Source organism: Streptomyces sp. NPDC030165 (assembly GCF_055573595.1).
This window is the reverse complement of the sequence record NZ_JBVIBD010000006.1, coordinates 125,250-139,044: the sequence shown is the minus strand read 5'-3', so window position 1 is coordinate 139,044 and position 13,795 is coordinate 125,250. Positions and strand designations below refer to the sequence as shown.

The window sequence follows — 13,795 nt, the reverse complement described above, 5'->3', positions numbered from 1 at the left end:
GGCGGTACATCGTGGGGCCGCTCCCGCTCCCTGTCGCCTGACGTCAGAATGTAAGGACAAAGTATTGACAGCGTCTCGGACGCCCGGTTAGACCTGTGGTCAGTGACGAACCGGAGGGGCGCACATGACCGAGCCGCGGCAGGCCGCAGAGACCGGCCCGTACGATCTGATCACCATGGGCCGCATCGGGGTGGACATCTACCCGTTGCAGACCGGCGTTCCGCTGTCCCGGGTCGAGACGTTCGGGAAGTTCCTCGGCGGTTCGGCCACCAACGTCGCGGTCGCCGCCGCCCGGCTGGGCCGGCGTACGGCGGTCATCAGCCGCACCGGCCGTGATCCCTTCGGCGAGTACGTCCACCAGGCGCTGCGCGACTTCGGTGTGGACGACCGCTGGGTGACCCCCGTAGGGGAGTACCCGACGCCCGTCACCTTCTGCGAGATCTTCCCGCCGGACGACTTCCCGCTCTACTTCTACCGCCGCCCCAAGGCCCCCGACCTGGTCATCCACCCCGAAGAGCTGGACCGCGGCGCCGTACGGGACGCCCGTATCTTCTGGATGACCGGAACCGGTCTGTGTGAGGAGCCGAGCCGTACGGCGACCCTCGCCGCGCTGGAGGCGCGTGCCAAGGCGGGCATCACCGTCTTCGACCTGGACTGGCGGCCGATGTTCTGGGGCGGCGAAGGCGGAGCCTCCGGTGCCGGCGGCGTCACCGGCGCGGCGGCGATGGCCGCGGCCCGCCCGTACTACGAGGCGGCGCTCGCCCACGCGACGGTCGCGGTCGGCAACGTCGACGAGGCCGAGGTCGCCACCGGCGTCCGCGAACCGAAGCGGTGCGCGCAGGCGTTGCTCGACATGGGCGTCGAACTGGCCGTCGTCAAGCAGGGGCCCAAGGGCGTGCTGGCCGTGCACCGCGACGGCCGTACCGCCGAGGTGCCGCCCACTCCCGTCGAAGTCGTCAACGGCCTGGGTGCCGGCGACTCTTTCGGAGGCGCGTTGTGCCACGGGCTGCTGTCCGGATGGGAGCTGGAGCCGATGATGCGGTACGCCAATGCCGCCGGCGCGATCGTCGCGTCCCGGCTGGCCTGTTCGTCCGCCATGCCGACGCGTGACGAGGTCGAGGAATTCCTCGCCGCTCGCTGATCGCCGCGGTCGGTCCCGTACACCCGGCCGCCCCGTCCCGGCGCCTCCGGGCGCCTGCCCCGCCGCGCGCCCGACCGGGTGCCCCGCCCGGTGGCCACCCGTACGAACCCGTCCCACCAGAAGGTGAGAACCGCCTTGACCACTCGGATCTCCGACATCGTGACGCTGCGGGCCCGGTACCCCAAAGCCGTCGCGGAGGCCGCGGCGCGCCGCACCCGCCGCCCCCTGATCGGCGACAGCGGCCGGCTGATGATCATCGCGGCCGATCATCCGGCGCGGGGCGCGCTCGCCGTCGGCGACCGCGAGCTGGCCATGGCCAACCGCCTCGACCTCCTGGACCGCCTGTGCCTCGCACTGTCCCGCCCCGGCGTGGACGGCGTGCTCGCCACCGCCGACATCCTGGAGGACCTGCTGTTGCTCGGGTCCCTGGAGGACAAGGTCGTCATGGGCTCCATGAACCGCGGCGGCATCGCCGGCGCCTCCTTCGAGATGGACGACCGGTTCACCGGCCACCGCCCGCAGGACATCGCCCGGCTGCGCTTCGACGCCGGCAAGCTGCTGCTGCGCATCGATTACGGCGACCCCGGATCGCTGTCCACTCTGGAGTCCACGGCCCGCGCGATAGATGCCATGGCCGAATTGGAGCTGCCCACATTCGTCGAGCCGTTCCTCTCCCGCCGGGTGGACGGCAAGGTCCGCAACGACCTGAGCGCGGAGGCCGTGACGAAGTCCGTCGCCATCGCCTCGGGCCTGGGCGGCACCTCCGCGTACACCTGGCTGAAGCTGCCGGTCACCGACAATCCCGACGACATGGCGCAGGTCTGCGAGACCTCGACGCTGCCGACGGTGCTGCTCGGCGGCGACATCAAGGGCACTCCCGAGGACCAGGAAGCGGCGTACGAGAAGTGGCGCAAGGCGCTGCGCCTGCCGACCGTGCAGGGGCTGGTGGTGGGCCGGTCGCTGCTGTATCCGGCCGACGGGGACGTGGCGGCGGCCGTGGACACCGCCGTTTCCCTGCTCCAGCGGTAACCGTGGTGACTGTCAGTGGTCGGGAGGAGACTTGCAGGCATGACGAGCGAACTGCGTGACACCGAGTTCCACATCAGGGCGCAGAACACGGCCGACGGGCCGTACGAACTGGACATCGACCCGGACCGGGCGGGCTGGGGCCACTCGTCCCTGCGCGTGCTACGGCTGCCGCCCGGCGAAAGCCATACGTTCGCCACCGGGGACAGCGAGTGGATCGTGCTGCCCCTGAACGGCGGCTGCACGGTCACGGCCGACGGCGGCGCACCCTTCGAACTGGCCGGGCGCGAGGACGTGTTCAGCGGGGTCACCGACTTTGCGTACGTACCGCGCGACGCCGAGGTGGCGATCAGCAGCGCCGCCGGCGGCCGGTTCGCGCTGACCGGGGCCCGCTGCACGCGCCGCCTGCCTGCCCGCTACGGACCCGCGAGCGGCGTGCCCGTGGAACTGCGCGGGGCGGGCAACTGCTCGCGCCAGGTCAACAACTTCGGCGCGGCCGGCGTCTTCGAGTGCGACAAGCTCATCGCCGTCGAGGTGCTCACGCCCGGCGGCAACTGGTCCTCGTACCCGCCGCACAAGCACGACGAGGGCCGGCCGGGCGAGGAGAGCGAGCTGGAGGAGATCTACTACTTCGAGATCGCCCCCGCCCACGGCTCCGAAGGGCTCGGCTACCAGCGCGTCACCCCCTCCGGCAACGGACGTGGTACGGACGTGCTCGCCGAGGTCCGCAGCGGCGACGCCGTACTGATCCCCGACGGCTGGCACGGCCCGTCCATCGCCGCCCCGGGGCACGACATGTACTACCTCAACGTCATGGCGGGCCCCGGCGCGGAGCGTGCCTGGCTCATCTGCGACCACCCCGACCACGGCTGGATCCGCGGCACCTGGCCCGAGCAGCCGGTCGACCCCCGTCTGCCCCTGTACAACGCCCCTGAAGCCTCCGAAACCCCCGAAGTCCCCAAAAACTCCGCAATCCCCGAAGCCTCCGAAGCCCCTGACGCCCCCGCGGGAGACCCACGATGACCACTCGACGCCTCACGGTGGCGCAGGCACTGGTCGAGTTCCTGGCCCACCAGTACACGGAGCGGGACGGCGCCGCGGCCCCCGGTGACCAGGGTGGCGCGCCCACCAGGCACCGTCTGGTGGGCGCCTGCTGGGGCATCTTCGGACACGGCAATGTGGCCGGCATCGGCCAGGCCCTCCTGGAGGCGGGACCGGACACGATGCCCTTCCTCCAGGGCCGCAACGAGCAGGCCATGGTGCACGCCGCGGTCGGATACGCCCGGCAGCGCGACCGCCTGTCCGCGCACGCCGTGACGACCTCCATCGGTCCCGGCGCCACCAACCTCGTCACCGGCGCGGCCCTCGCCACGGTCAACCGCCTCCCCGTACTGCTGCTGCCCGGCGACATCTTCGCCACCCGTCCCGCCGACCCCGTGCTCCAGCAGCTCGAAGTCCCGTACGCGGGCGATGTGTCCGTCAACGACGCCCTGCGCCCGGTGTCCCGCTACTTCGACCGGGTCACCCGTCCCGAAGCGCTGATCCCGGCCGCCCTCCAGGCGATGCGGGTGCTCGCCGATCCCGTCGAGACCGGCGCCGTCACGCTCGCGCTGCCGCAGGACGTGCAGGCCGAGGCGTACGACTGGCCCGAGGAGTTCTTCGTCGACCGCGTGTGGCGGGTGCCGCGCCCCGCGCCCGACGCCGCCGCCCTGACCGAAGCCGTACGGGCGGTACGCGCCGCCGAGCGCCCGCTGATCATCGCGGGCGGCGGCGTCCACCACAGCGAGGCCGAGGACGCCCTGCGCGCCCTCGCCGACGCCACCGGCATCCCCGTCGCCTCCACCCAGGCCGGCAAGGGCTCCCTGCGCCACGACCACCCGGCCGACGTGGGCGGCATCGGCCACACCGGCACCGCCACGGCCGACGCGCTGGCTGCCCGAGCCGACCTCGTCATCGGCGTCGGCACCCGCTACACGGACTTCACCACCGCCTCCGCCACCCTCTTCGCCGCCCCCGGCGTCCGCTTCGTCAACCTGAACATCGCCTCCTTCGACGCCCACAAACTCGCCGCGACCTCCCTGGTCGCCGACGCCCGCGCCGGCCTCGAAGCGCTCACCGACGCCCTGTCCGGACACCGCGTCGCGCCGGCGTACGAGGACGAGTACGGCGCGGCAAAAGCCCGCTGGGAATCCCTGGTCGACGCCGCCTACGCCGCGCCCGACGACTCCGTACGCCCCTCCCAGACCCAGGTCCTCGGCGCGCTGGACGCCACCGTCGGCGACCAGGACGTCGTCATCAACGCGGCCGGTTCGCTCCCCGGCGACCTGCACAAACTGTGGCGTGCCCGGTCCCGCCGCCAGTACCACCTGGAGTACGGCTACTCCTGCATGGGCTACGAGATCCCCGCCGCCATCGGGGTGCGGCTGGCCGCGCCGGACCGGCCCGTATGGGCGCTGGTCGGCGACGGTACGTACCTGATGATGCCCACCGAGATCGTCACCGCGGTCCAGGAAGGGATCAACATCAAAATCGTGTTGATCCAGAATCACGGCTACGCCTCCATCGGCGGCCTGTCCGAGCAGACCGGCGCCGAACGCTTCGGCACGGCCTACCGCTACCGCGCCGCCGACGCCTCGTACACGGGCGACCCGCTGCCCGTGGACCTCGCCGCCAACGCCGCGTCCCTGGGAATGCACGTCATCCGCGCCGCGACCGTCGGCGAACTGCGCGCCGCGCTCGCCGCGGCCCGCGCCGACGAGCGCCCCACATGTGTCTATGTCGAGACCGCAACGGCCGACACTGTGCCGGGCGCGCCCGCGGCCCAGGCCTGGTGGGATGTCCCTGTGGCCGAGACCGCGACGCGTCCGGCGGCGGTCGAGGCCCGTAAGGACTACGACCGGCACGCCGCCGCGCGCCGCCGCCATCTCTGAACCGCGCACCCACGCCCGACCGCCCGAACCGTCCCCCGCCCCGCTTCTCGACCCACCCCACCGCCGTCACCGAGAAAGGCCCCCCGCATGAAGACCATCAACCACTGGATCGGCGGCAAGCCCGCCGAGGGTGTGTCCGGCTCGTTCGGCCCGGTCTACAACCCCGCGACCGGCGCCCAGGAGAAGCAGGTCGCCTTCGCCTCCGTGGACGAGGTGGACGCGGCCGTCGCCGCCGCCAAGGAGGCGTTCCGCACCTGGGGCACCAGCTCGCTGGCCAAGCGCACGGCCGTGCTGTTCGCCTACCGCGAGCTGATCGACGCGCACCGCGAGGAACTGGCCGCGCTGATCACCGCCGAGCACGGCAAGGTGCACAGTGACGCGCTCGGCGAGGTCGCCCGCGGCCTGGAGATCGTCGAGCTGGCCTGCGGCATCCCGCAGCAGCTCAAGGGCGAGCTGTCCACCCAGGTGTCCACCCGTGTGGACGTGGCCGCGATCCGCCAGTCCCTCGGTGTCGTGGCCGGCATCACGCCGTTCAACTTCCCGGCGATGGTGCCGATGTGGATGTTCCCGCTCGCCATCGCCTGCGGCAACACCTTCGTCCTCAAGCCCAGCGAGAAGGTGCCGTCCGCGGCCCTCAAGCTGGCCGAGCTGGCCGCCGAGGCGGGCCTGCCGGACGGCGTGCTGAACATCGTCAACGGCGACAAGGTCGCGGTGGACCGCATCCTGGAGCACCCGGACATCGCCGCCGTCTCCTTCGTCGGCTCCACCCCCATCGCCCGCTACATCCACACCACCGGCACGGCCAACGGCAAGCGCGTCCAGGCCCTCGGCGGCGCCAAGAACCACATGCTGGTCCTGCCGGACGCCGATCTCGACCTCGCGGCGGACTCCGCGATCAACGCCGCGTACGGCTCGGCGGGCGAGCGCTGCATGGCGGTCTCCGTGGTGGTGGCCGTCGGCGACACCGCCGACCCGCTGATCGAGAAGATCAAGGAGCGGGCCGCCGCGCTGACCATCGGCCCCGGCGACGACCCGGCCTCCGAGATGGGCCCGCTCATCACCAAGGCCCACCGCGACAAGGTCGCCTCGTACGTGTCCGGTGCCGCGGCCCAGGGCGCGGACGTCGTCGTCGACGGTACGGGCTTCACGGTCCCCGGCCATGAGAACGGCCACTGGATCGGCGTCTCGCTGCTCGACAACGTCACGCCTGAGATGGACGCCTACCGCGACGAGATCTTCGGCCCCGTCCTGTCGGTCGTCCGCGTGGACACCTACGACGAGGCGATCTCGCTCATGAATTCCTCGCCGTGGGGCAACGGCACCGCCATCTTCACCCGGGACGGCGGCGCGGCCCGCCGATTCCAGCTGGAGGTCGAGGCCGGCATGGTCGGCGTGAACGTCCCGATCCCGGTCCCGGTCGGCTACCACTCCTTCGGCGGCTGGAAGGACTCCCTCTTCGGCGACCACCACATCTACGGCAACGACGGCGTGCACTTCTACACCCGCGGCAAGGTCGTCACGACCCGCTGGCCGGACCCGTCCGACGGTGGCATCAACCTGGGCTTCCCCAGCAATCACTGATCACTACGGAGGTCACCGCCGAGATCATCGCCGAGGTCGGTGGCAGCCCGCGGGCCGGCAGCGACGGTCCGCGGGCTTGCTGGGCGGGCGCGGTCGGCGAACGCGGCCGGGGCGCCGGAGCCGGGGTGCCGGAGGGCGTGCCAGGCCCCTGGCGTCCCGCTGTTCACCGCCGTCCCGGAATTCCCGCCGTAATACCGGGGAACCGTTCAGGCCGGATGACGCATGATGCTGCGTATGAATGACGAACAACAGCCCATAGGCGCCGTGGAGATGCAGCGTGCCGCGGCGGGTGCTCCATGACGGGGGCCCCGGTCATCCGCCACGCGGTCCGCACGGACCTGCCGGACGTGGTCGCGCTGGCCGCGGAGCACGCCGCGTACGAGCGGTCCGCGCCGCCCGCCGCCGATCTGGCGGACCGGCTCGCGGACGCGCTCTTCGGGCCGCGCCCGCCGTGGCTGCGCTGCCTGGTCGCCGAACTGTCCGGCGGCGAACTCGCCGGATACGCCACCTGCTCGACGGCCTTCGACACCTGGCAGGGCCGCGAGTACCTGAGCCTGGACTGTCTCTACCTGCGCGCCGAGCACCGCGGCCTCGGCCTGGGTGCCCTGCTGACCGAGGCGGTCATCGCCGAGGGCAAGGCGCTGGGCGTCGCGGAGATGCAGTGGAACACGCCCGACTGGAACGCGGGAGCGATCCGCTTCTACGACCGGTTCGGCGCGACCCGCAAGGACAAGAAACGTTTCACGCTGGTACTGGAGACGGGCGGCAGGAGCTGAGAGCGGGGGCTGGGGGCAGGGACCGGAGCTGGAGCTGACAGGAGCGCTGGGAGCAGGGCCCGGAGCAGGAGCTGGGAGCAGGGGCCGGGGCAGGGAGCCGGTGGAGCGCTCGACGGCTCTCACCTCTTGGCGCCCGCGGTGGCGGTGGCCAGGTAGGTCTCGGCGTGAGCCGCCGTCATCAGCCAGTCGTGGTAGTCCGCCGGATCGGCGTACCCGTTGACGAAGCGGTGTGCCACGACGGGGTGTTCGGCGGCGGCCGCCAGCAGCCGTTGCACGTGCTGCGGCAGCGGCTCCAGCATCAGGTTGGTGAATTCCGTGACCTGCCGGGCGTGCCGCCAGAACGCGGCGAACGCCGCATGCATCCACTCCGGGTCGAAGGGCGCGTCCCCGCGCTCCAGGATCGAGTCCAGGTAGGCGGCCGCGCCGCGGGCCGCGGTGTTCGAGCCCTGGCCGGTGATCGGGTCGTTGGTCACGACCGCGTCCGCCATGCCCAGCACGTACGTGTCCGGCGCGACCTCGGCCACCGGATGCCGGACGACGGGGGTGACCGCGCCGTACAGCGTCGCGCCCGCGTCCGTGGGTGCGGCGCCCTTGCACAGCTCGTACTCCCCGGGCGCGTACGTGCGCAGCAGTTCGAGCGCGCGGGCTACGCAGCTGTCCGGCGAGGGCTGGTCGTGCCAGCAGTCGAACGGCCCGCCCGGCAGCGCCTCGAACAGCACGATGCCGCACGGCCCGCCCGTGGTGAGCGCCGGCAGCACGAACACCTCGCCGGCCCCGGCCACCGCGTTGATCCGCGTCTGCGGCTCCGGTTCGCCGGCCGGCGCCGCGATGCCGTGCACGTACACGCAGGCCAGCGTGCGCTGCGGGCGGTCGAAGGGACAGTAGAGCGGATTGCGGGCGAAGATCCGGGTGAGGTCGCCGCGCCCGGAGGCGACGATGGTCAGGTCGTGTTCGGCGGCGAGCGCGGGCAGCGAGGCGGAGGTGACGGAGCCGTACCGGACCCGGCCGCCCCTGGCCTCGTACAGAGCGAGCCAGCCGGCCATCTTCACCCGCTGGTCGACGGAGTGCGGCGGTTCGTCGAACTGCCCGATGAACGTCAGCGCGGATTTTCCGGGCGGATCCCACACCGTCACCCGCAGCGAACTCGCTCCGGGCGCGGTCGCGTCCCACAGATTGAGCCCGGCGGTCCGCTCCAGACGCCGCGCCGGGCCGAACATGAGCTGCGTCGACATCACCCGTCCGGCACGCACCTCCTGTGCCGTACGGTCGGTGACCAGCGTGACGTCGTAGTCCGCGGCGAGGAGGGCCAGGGCGAGATGCAGCCCCGCCTGCCCAGCGCCGACGATGGCGATCCTGCGCATTGCCGCCTCCCCTGGGCCGACCCGGCCCGCCCCCACATCGTCTTTTGTAGCGGCGGGGTGGTGCGGTGTACAGAGGGCCACGGGGCGCGCGGGCGCTTTGCGCGTACTGCGGACGCGGTACGTGCGGCGGCGCCCGTACTCCCGGGGGAGGCGCGCGGGTTCGCCCCGGCGGCTCGGTGGTCCGCGGCGGAACGTCCTTAGGATTCACCGTATGACTTTCCGACTCCGCGGACGACGGCTGTACGCGACGGCGGCCGTGCTGGCCGTACTCGCCGGGTCAGGTACGTGGGCGGCCGTCGCCGCCGACGACCCGCCGGCCGTACACCGGGAGGACCGGACGTTCAGCGTGCCGGAGAGCGGCGGGGGCGGGGAGGGGCAGACCGAAGGCGGTGCCGGTGCTGGTGCCGATGGTGACGGCAAGGTCCGGATCGACACCTCCTTCTTCACCGCGGGCGGCACCGGCCGCCGCCCCGCCGTCCTTCTCGGGCACGGCTTCGGCGGCAGCAAGGAGTCGGTACGCACGCAGGCCGAGCAGCTGGCGCGCGACGGGTACGCCGTGCTGACCTGGTCGGCGCGCGGCTTCGGCAGGTCCACGGGGAAGATCGGGCTCAACGATCCGGACCGGGAGGTGGCCGACGTCCGCCGGCTGATCGACTGGCTGGCGAAGCGCCCCGAAGTACGGCTGGACGGCGCGGGCGACCCACGGGTCGGTGTGGCCGGAGGCTCGTACGGGGGAGCGGTCGCGTTGCTGGCGGCCGGGTACGACAAGCGCGTCGACGCGATCGCCCCGCAGATCACGTACTGGAACCTGGCCGACGCGCTCTTCCCCAACGGCGTCTTCAAGAAACTGTGGGCCGGCATGTTCTTTTCGACGGGCTCGGTCGGTGTGGAGGCGGCGGAGGGAGCCGGGAACGGGAGCACCGGCGGGGGCACTGGCGGTAGCGGCAGCGGGGGCGCCGGCGGGAACGGGGGTGGCAGCGGTACCGGAGCGGACTCGGGTTCGGGGCCGGACGCGGGTTCGGGCACCGGCGCCGGACCGGGCGCCGGCGGCAGTGGGAAGTCCGCCGTCGGGACCACGTCCCGGGACGTCACTGATGGATGCGGCCGGTTCGAGCCGCGGTTGTGCGCGATGTACGAGCGGATCGCCGTCTCCGGGAAGCCCGACGATGCCGCCCGCGAACTCCTCGAAGCGCGCAGCCCCTCCGCCGTCGCGGACCGGATCAAGGTCCCGACGCTCCTGATGCAGGGCAGAACCGATTCGCTGTTCCCGCTCGGCCAGGCCGACGCGGCGTACCGGGCGCTCCGCAAGAACGGCGCACCCGTCTCCGTCGACTGGCTCGCCGGCGGGCACGACGGCGGTGACCGCGAGACCGGCCGCCTCGCCGGCCGTACGAAGGCGTGGTTCGACCGCTACCTGAAGGACGAGAAGGACGCGGCCACCGGGCCCGCCTTCCGCGTCAGCCGCGGCGGGGCCGTGGACTCCACCAACGGCGCCGCCCGGCTGCGCGGCGCGAGCGGCGACCGCTACCCCGGCCTGGACAACGACCCGCGCCCGGTGCGCCTGACCGGCCGCGAGCAGCGCTTCACCAACCCGGCCGGGGCCAGTCCGCCGTCCATCTCGACCGTGCCGGGCGTCGGCGCCCTCAACAGCCTCTCCAGTGTCGGCGCCGGACTCTCCCTCGACTCCCCGGGCCAGTACGCCCGTTTCGAGTCGCAGCCGCTGACCGACCCGCTGCGCGTCACCGGCGCGCCGACCGCCCGCGTACGCATCGGATCCACCGGCGACGACGCGGTGATCTTCGCCAAGGTGTACGACATCGGTCCGAACGGCAGCAGCCGGCCGGTGCTGCCCGCCGGGCTCGCCGAGCCGTACCGCATCACCGGCGCCAAGGCCGGCAAGAGCGTCGAACTGCGGATGCCCGCCATCGACCACGAGTTCGCGGCCGGGCACCGGCTGCGCCTGGTGCTGTCCTCGACGGACCTCGCGTACGCCTCGCCCGCCGAGCCTGCCACGTACACCGCGTCCCTCGAAGGCGACGGCAGTGGGGGCGGCAACGGCGGCGTGCTCAACGTGCCGACCGCGCCCGCCGTCAAGAGCGCGGCGACCCCGCTGCCGGCGTGGACGTGGGCGCTGCCCGCCGCGGGCGCGGTCGTCGCCGTACTGCTCCTGTCCGTGGGGCGGCGGCGGGCCGCGGCCGGCGCGCCCGACCCGGACCTGGCGGACGTGCCGCTGGAGATCACCGGCCTGAGCAAGCGGTACGCCAAGTCCACCGACCGCTACGCCGTACGGGACCTCTCCTTCCGGGTGGAGAAGGGCCAGGTGCTCGGCCTGCTCGGACCGAACGGCGCGGGCAAGACCACCACCCTGCGGATGCTCATGGGTCTGATCGGTCCGGACGCCGGCGAGATCCGCGTCTTCGGGCACGCGATCCGGCCCGGCGCGCCGGTGCTGTCGCGGGTCGGCGCGTTCGTCGAGGGCGCCGGTTTCCTGCCGCACCTGTCCGGGCGCGCCAACCTCGATCTGTACTGGCAGGCCACCGGCCGCCCGGCCGAGGACGCGCACATCGACGAGGCGCTGGAGATCGCCGGGCTGGGCGACGCGTTGCAGCGCGCGGTACGTACCTACTCCCAGGGCATGCGGCAGCGCCTCGCCATCGCGCAGGCCATGCTGGGCCTTCCGGACCTGCTCATCCTGGACGAGCCGACCAACGGGCTCGATCCGCCGCAGATCCGTGAGATGCGCGACGTGATGATCCGGTACGCGGCCGGCGGACGCACCGTGATCGTCTCCAGCCACTTGCTGGCCGAGGTCGAACAGACCTGTACGCATCTGGTCGTCATGGACCGTGGCCGGCTCGTCCAGGCAGGGCCCGTCGCCGACATCGTCGGCACCGGCGACACCCTGCTCGTCGGCGTGGAAGGCGGGGAACCGCTGTCCGACGTCCTCCTGGAGAAGGTGGCCGCGCTGCCCGGGGTGGCGGCGGCCGCCCGGGCCGACGAGGGACTGCTCGTCACGCTCGACGGCACGACGAGCACCGCGCGCCTGTTGCCCGAACTGCTGCGGCTGGAGATCCCGGTGGCCCGCATCGGCCCCCACCGCCGCCTGGAGGATGCTTTCCTCACCATGATCGGAGGTGACCGGTGACCCCAGTCGCCGAGCCCGGCAAGGACGGGCAGTCCGCGCTCTCCGAAGGGGACGCGTCCATCGGAGGAACCGCGCGCTCCGGTGGGGCCGCGTCGCCCGCCGGGGCCGCGCGCTCCGGTGGGTCCGTGCTCTCCGGCGGGCCCGCGGGTTCGTCCGTCCCCGGTGCGTCGCACGCCCCCGGTTACCGCGCGCGCCGCACGCTTCCGCTGCGCGTCGAGGCGATGCGGCAGCTCAAGCGGCGCCGCACGTTCGTCATCGCTGCGATCCTGGTGGCGCTGCCGTTCGTCCTGATCGCGGCCTTCGCGATCGGCGGCGACCCGAGCGGCCGCAACAACCGCGTCACCCTCATGGACACCGCGACCGCCTCGGGCGCCAACTTCACCGCGACCGTCCTGTTCGTCTCGGCGGGCTTCCTGCTGGTCGTTCCGGTAGCGCTGTTCTGCGGGGACACGGTCGCCTCCGAAGCGAGCTGGTCCTCGCTGCGCTACCTGCTCGCGGCTCCCGTCCCGCGCACCCGGCTGCTGATTGCCAAACTCACCGTCGCTCTGCTGTTCAGCGCTGCGGCGATGGTGCTGCTGCCGCTGGTCGCGCTCGGTGTCGGCACCGCCGCGTACGGATGGGGGCCGCTCCAACTCCCCACCGGAGGCGCGCTGGCCGCCGGCGACGCGCTGCCCCGCCTGGCGCTCGCCGTCGCGTACATCTTCGTCAGCCAGCTGGTCACGGCGGCCCTCGCCTTCTGGCTGTCGACGGTGACCGACGCGCCGCTGGGCGCGGTCGGCGGCGCGGTCGGCCTGACCATCGTCGGCAATGTGCTGGACCAGGTCACGGCCCTGGAGCACTGGCGCGACTTCCTCCCGGCGCACTGGCAGTTCGCCTGGGCCGACGCCCTCCAGCCCCAGCTCGACGGCACGGGGATGATCCAGGGGGCGGCGGTCTCGGTGGCGTACGCGCTGGTGCTGTTCGCGCTGGCGTTCCGGGGGTTCGGGAGGAAGGACATCGTGTCGTAGGGGCGGGGGACCGGGGCGAGAACCGTCTGACCGGGTGGGGCCCCGGCTACCGGCTGTGCCATTGCGCCGGCCAAGCGCTCGTAGGCGCCCGGCACCTGCGGAATTCCGCCGTCGTGCTCCGGGGCGGCGGCCGCCGTTGCTCCAGCCGGGTGGTGTGCCCGGCGGTCCGCAACCATCCCGGGACCCCGGGTGTCTCAGTTGGTGAAGACCGGCAATGCGCACATAGAACAGAAGTCGGAAGTCGAGGACATCTCATGCTCCGTCATGCTTCGCGCACAACAGCCACCGCCACTGCCACCTCCACCGTCATCGCCGCAGCGACCGCCGTCGTTCTCGGCCTCACACTGACCGCCGCCTCCGCGGCCCCGGCCATCGCTGCCGCCCCGGACACTTCCATACAGCAGCAGCCCCGTTCGGATCTGCGCGCCGACCCGAACGGCCGCTGGACCGCCGAGGAGATCCGTCGCTTCCTGGTCTCCTTTTACGGGAAGCACGGCCCCAGCGCCTGGGAGCGCGAGCACCAGGTCTCCGCCGAGCTCAAGAAGAAGGCGGCGGAAACGCCCCACTACGACCTGCTGCTGTGTTCCCAGAACACGCCGCGCAACATCTCCGTCGGCAAGGTCACCACCGCGCAGTCCGCAAGGGTCGGCTGGGCGACGGTCACCACGTATTGGAGCGGGAACCGGAAAGAGCACTTCACCGCGTACGTGGATCTGGACGCGACGCGGCCCATCGAATTGCTGGACGTGGCCTGCTCGGTGTGAGGCGCGGGGGGCGAGGAGGAGGGGACACGATGCGGTGGGCGTTCCGGGGTGGGGACGGCCCGAG

10 protein-coding genes are annotated in these 13,795 nt (G+C 72.5%); 9 read left to right on the top strand and 1 reads right to left on the bottom strand.

Annotated elements, in window-relative coordinates:
• Nucleotides 1-124: 124 nt before the first annotated feature.
• The 6 genes from iolC to ACZ4Z1_RS13755 all read left to right on the top strand — a co-directional run bounded on the left by iolC (nucleotide 125) and on the right by ACZ4Z1_RS13755 (nucleotide 7,454).
• Entirely contained in the window at nucleotides 125-1,141 is a 1,017-nt protein-coding gene (iolC, locus tag ACZ4Z1_RS13780) for a 5-dehydro-2-deoxygluconokinase (protein WP_468486784.1), read from the top strand.
• Between the two features lie 135 nt (nucleotides 1,142-1,276).
• Nucleotides 1,277-2,170, top strand: coding sequence for a Cgl0159 family (beta/alpha)8-fold protein (locus tag ACZ4Z1_RS13775; protein ID WP_468486783.1), 894 nt, complete (start codon nucleotides 1,277-1,279; stop codon nucleotides 2,168-2,170).
• A gap of 39 nt (nucleotides 2,171-2,209) precedes the next feature.
• A complete protein-coding gene (gene iolB, locus ACZ4Z1_RS13770) occupies nucleotides 2,210-3,190 on the top strand; it encodes a 5-deoxy-glucuronate isomerase (RefSeq protein ID WP_468486782.1) in 981 nt (326 codons plus the stop codon).
• Nucleotides 3,187-5,097, top strand: coding sequence for a 3D-(3,5/4)-trihydroxycyclohexane-1,2-dione acylhydrolase (decyclizing) (gene iolD / locus ACZ4Z1_RS13765; protein WP_468486781.1), 1,911 nt, complete (start codon nucleotides 3,187-3,189; stop codon nucleotides 5,095-5,097). The genes iolB and iolD overlap by 4 nt, the downstream gene beginning before the upstream one ends.
• Before the next feature lie 87 nt (nucleotides 5,098-5,184).
• Nucleotides 5,185-6,678, top strand: a complete 1,494-nt coding sequence (locus ACZ4Z1_RS13760; protein ID WP_468486780.1) for a CoA-acylating methylmalonate-semialdehyde dehydrogenase — start codon at nucleotides 5,185-5,187, stop codon at nucleotides 6,676-6,678.
• Between the two features lie 296 nt (nucleotides 6,679-6,974).
• Entirely contained in the window at nucleotides 6,975-7,454 is a 480-nt protein-coding gene (locus tag ACZ4Z1_RS13755) for a GNAT family N-acetyltransferase (RefSeq protein ID WP_468486779.1), read from the top strand.
• A gap of 119 nt (nucleotides 7,455-7,573) precedes the next feature.
• Here the strand turns inward: ACZ4Z1_RS13755 and ACZ4Z1_RS13750 are convergent, their stop codons facing one another.
• The gene (locus ACZ4Z1_RS13750) at nucleotides 7,574-8,815 is read right to left on the bottom strand and encodes a styrene monooxygenase/indole monooxygenase family protein (protein ID WP_468486778.1); all 1,242 of its coding nucleotides are present in this window, start codon (nucleotides 8,813-8,815) and stop codon (nucleotides 7,574-7,576) included.
• Nucleotides 8,816-9,026: 211 nt separating this feature from the next.
• Here ACZ4Z1_RS13750 and ACZ4Z1_RS13745 point away from each other — a divergent pair, with 211 nt between their 5' ends.
• The 3 genes from ACZ4Z1_RS13745 to ACZ4Z1_RS13735 all read left to right on the top strand — a co-directional run bounded on the left by ACZ4Z1_RS13745 (nucleotide 9,027) and on the right by ACZ4Z1_RS13735 (nucleotide 13,731).
• Complete coding sequence (locus ACZ4Z1_RS13745; RefSeq protein WP_468486777.1) at nucleotides 9,027-11,960, top strand: alpha/beta fold hydrolase; 2,934 nt, start codon at nucleotides 9,027-9,029, stop codon at nucleotides 11,958-11,960.
• A 221-nt stretch (nucleotides 11,961-12,181) separates the two neighbouring features.
• Nucleotides 12,182-12,967 carry an ABC transporter permease gene (locus ACZ4Z1_RS13740; protein WP_468487018.1) on the top strand — a complete coding sequence of 262 codons (786 nt, stop codon included), beginning with the start codon at nucleotides 12,182-12,184 and terminating at the stop codon, nucleotides 12,965-12,967.
• 254 nt (nucleotides 12,968-13,221) lie between these two features.
• Nucleotides 13,222-13,731, top strand: a complete 510-nt coding sequence (locus tag ACZ4Z1_RS13735; protein ID WP_468486776.1) for a hypothetical protein — start codon at nucleotides 13,222-13,224, stop codon at nucleotides 13,729-13,731.
• Nucleotides 13,732-13,795 lie beyond the last annotated feature (64 nt).

What these genes read in the sequence shown, in the direction of transcription:
- iolC (WP_468486784.1), top strand. Translation starts at nt 125, where the DNA reads ATGACCGAGCCGCGGCAGGCCGCAGAGACCGGCCCGTACGATCTGATC.
- iolB (WP_468486782.1), top strand. Translation starts at nt 2,210, where the DNA reads ATGACGAGCGAACTGCGTGACACCGAGTTCCACATCAGGGCGCAGAAC.
- iolD (WP_468486781.1), top strand. Translation starts at nt 3,187, where the DNA reads ATGACCACTCGACGCCTCACGGTGGCGCAGGCACTGGTCGAGTTCCTG.
- ACZ4Z1_RS13760 (WP_468486780.1), top strand. Translation starts at nt 5,185, where the DNA reads ATGAAGACCATCAACCACTGGATCGGCGGCAAGCCCGCCGAGGGTGTG.
- ACZ4Z1_RS13755 (WP_468486779.1), top strand. Translation starts at nt 6,975, where the DNA reads ATGACGGGGGCCCCGGTCATCCGCCACGCGGTCCGCACGGACCTGCCG.
- ACZ4Z1_RS13750 (WP_468486778.1), bottom strand. Translation starts at nt 8,815, where the DNA reads ATGCGCAGGATCGCCATCGTCGGCGCTGGGCAGGCGGGGCTGCATCTC.
- ACZ4Z1_RS13745 (WP_468486777.1), top strand. Translation starts at nt 9,027, where the DNA reads ATGACTTTCCGACTCCGCGGACGACGGCTGTACGCGACGGCGGCCGTG.
- ACZ4Z1_RS13740 (WP_468487018.1), top strand. Translation starts at nt 12,182, where the DNA reads ATGCGGCAGCTCAAGCGGCGCCGCACGTTCGTCATCGCTGCGATCCTG.
- ACZ4Z1_RS13735 (WP_468486776.1), top strand. Translation starts at nt 13,222, where the DNA reads ATGCTCCGTCATGCTTCGCGCACAACAGCCACCGCCACTGCCACCTCC.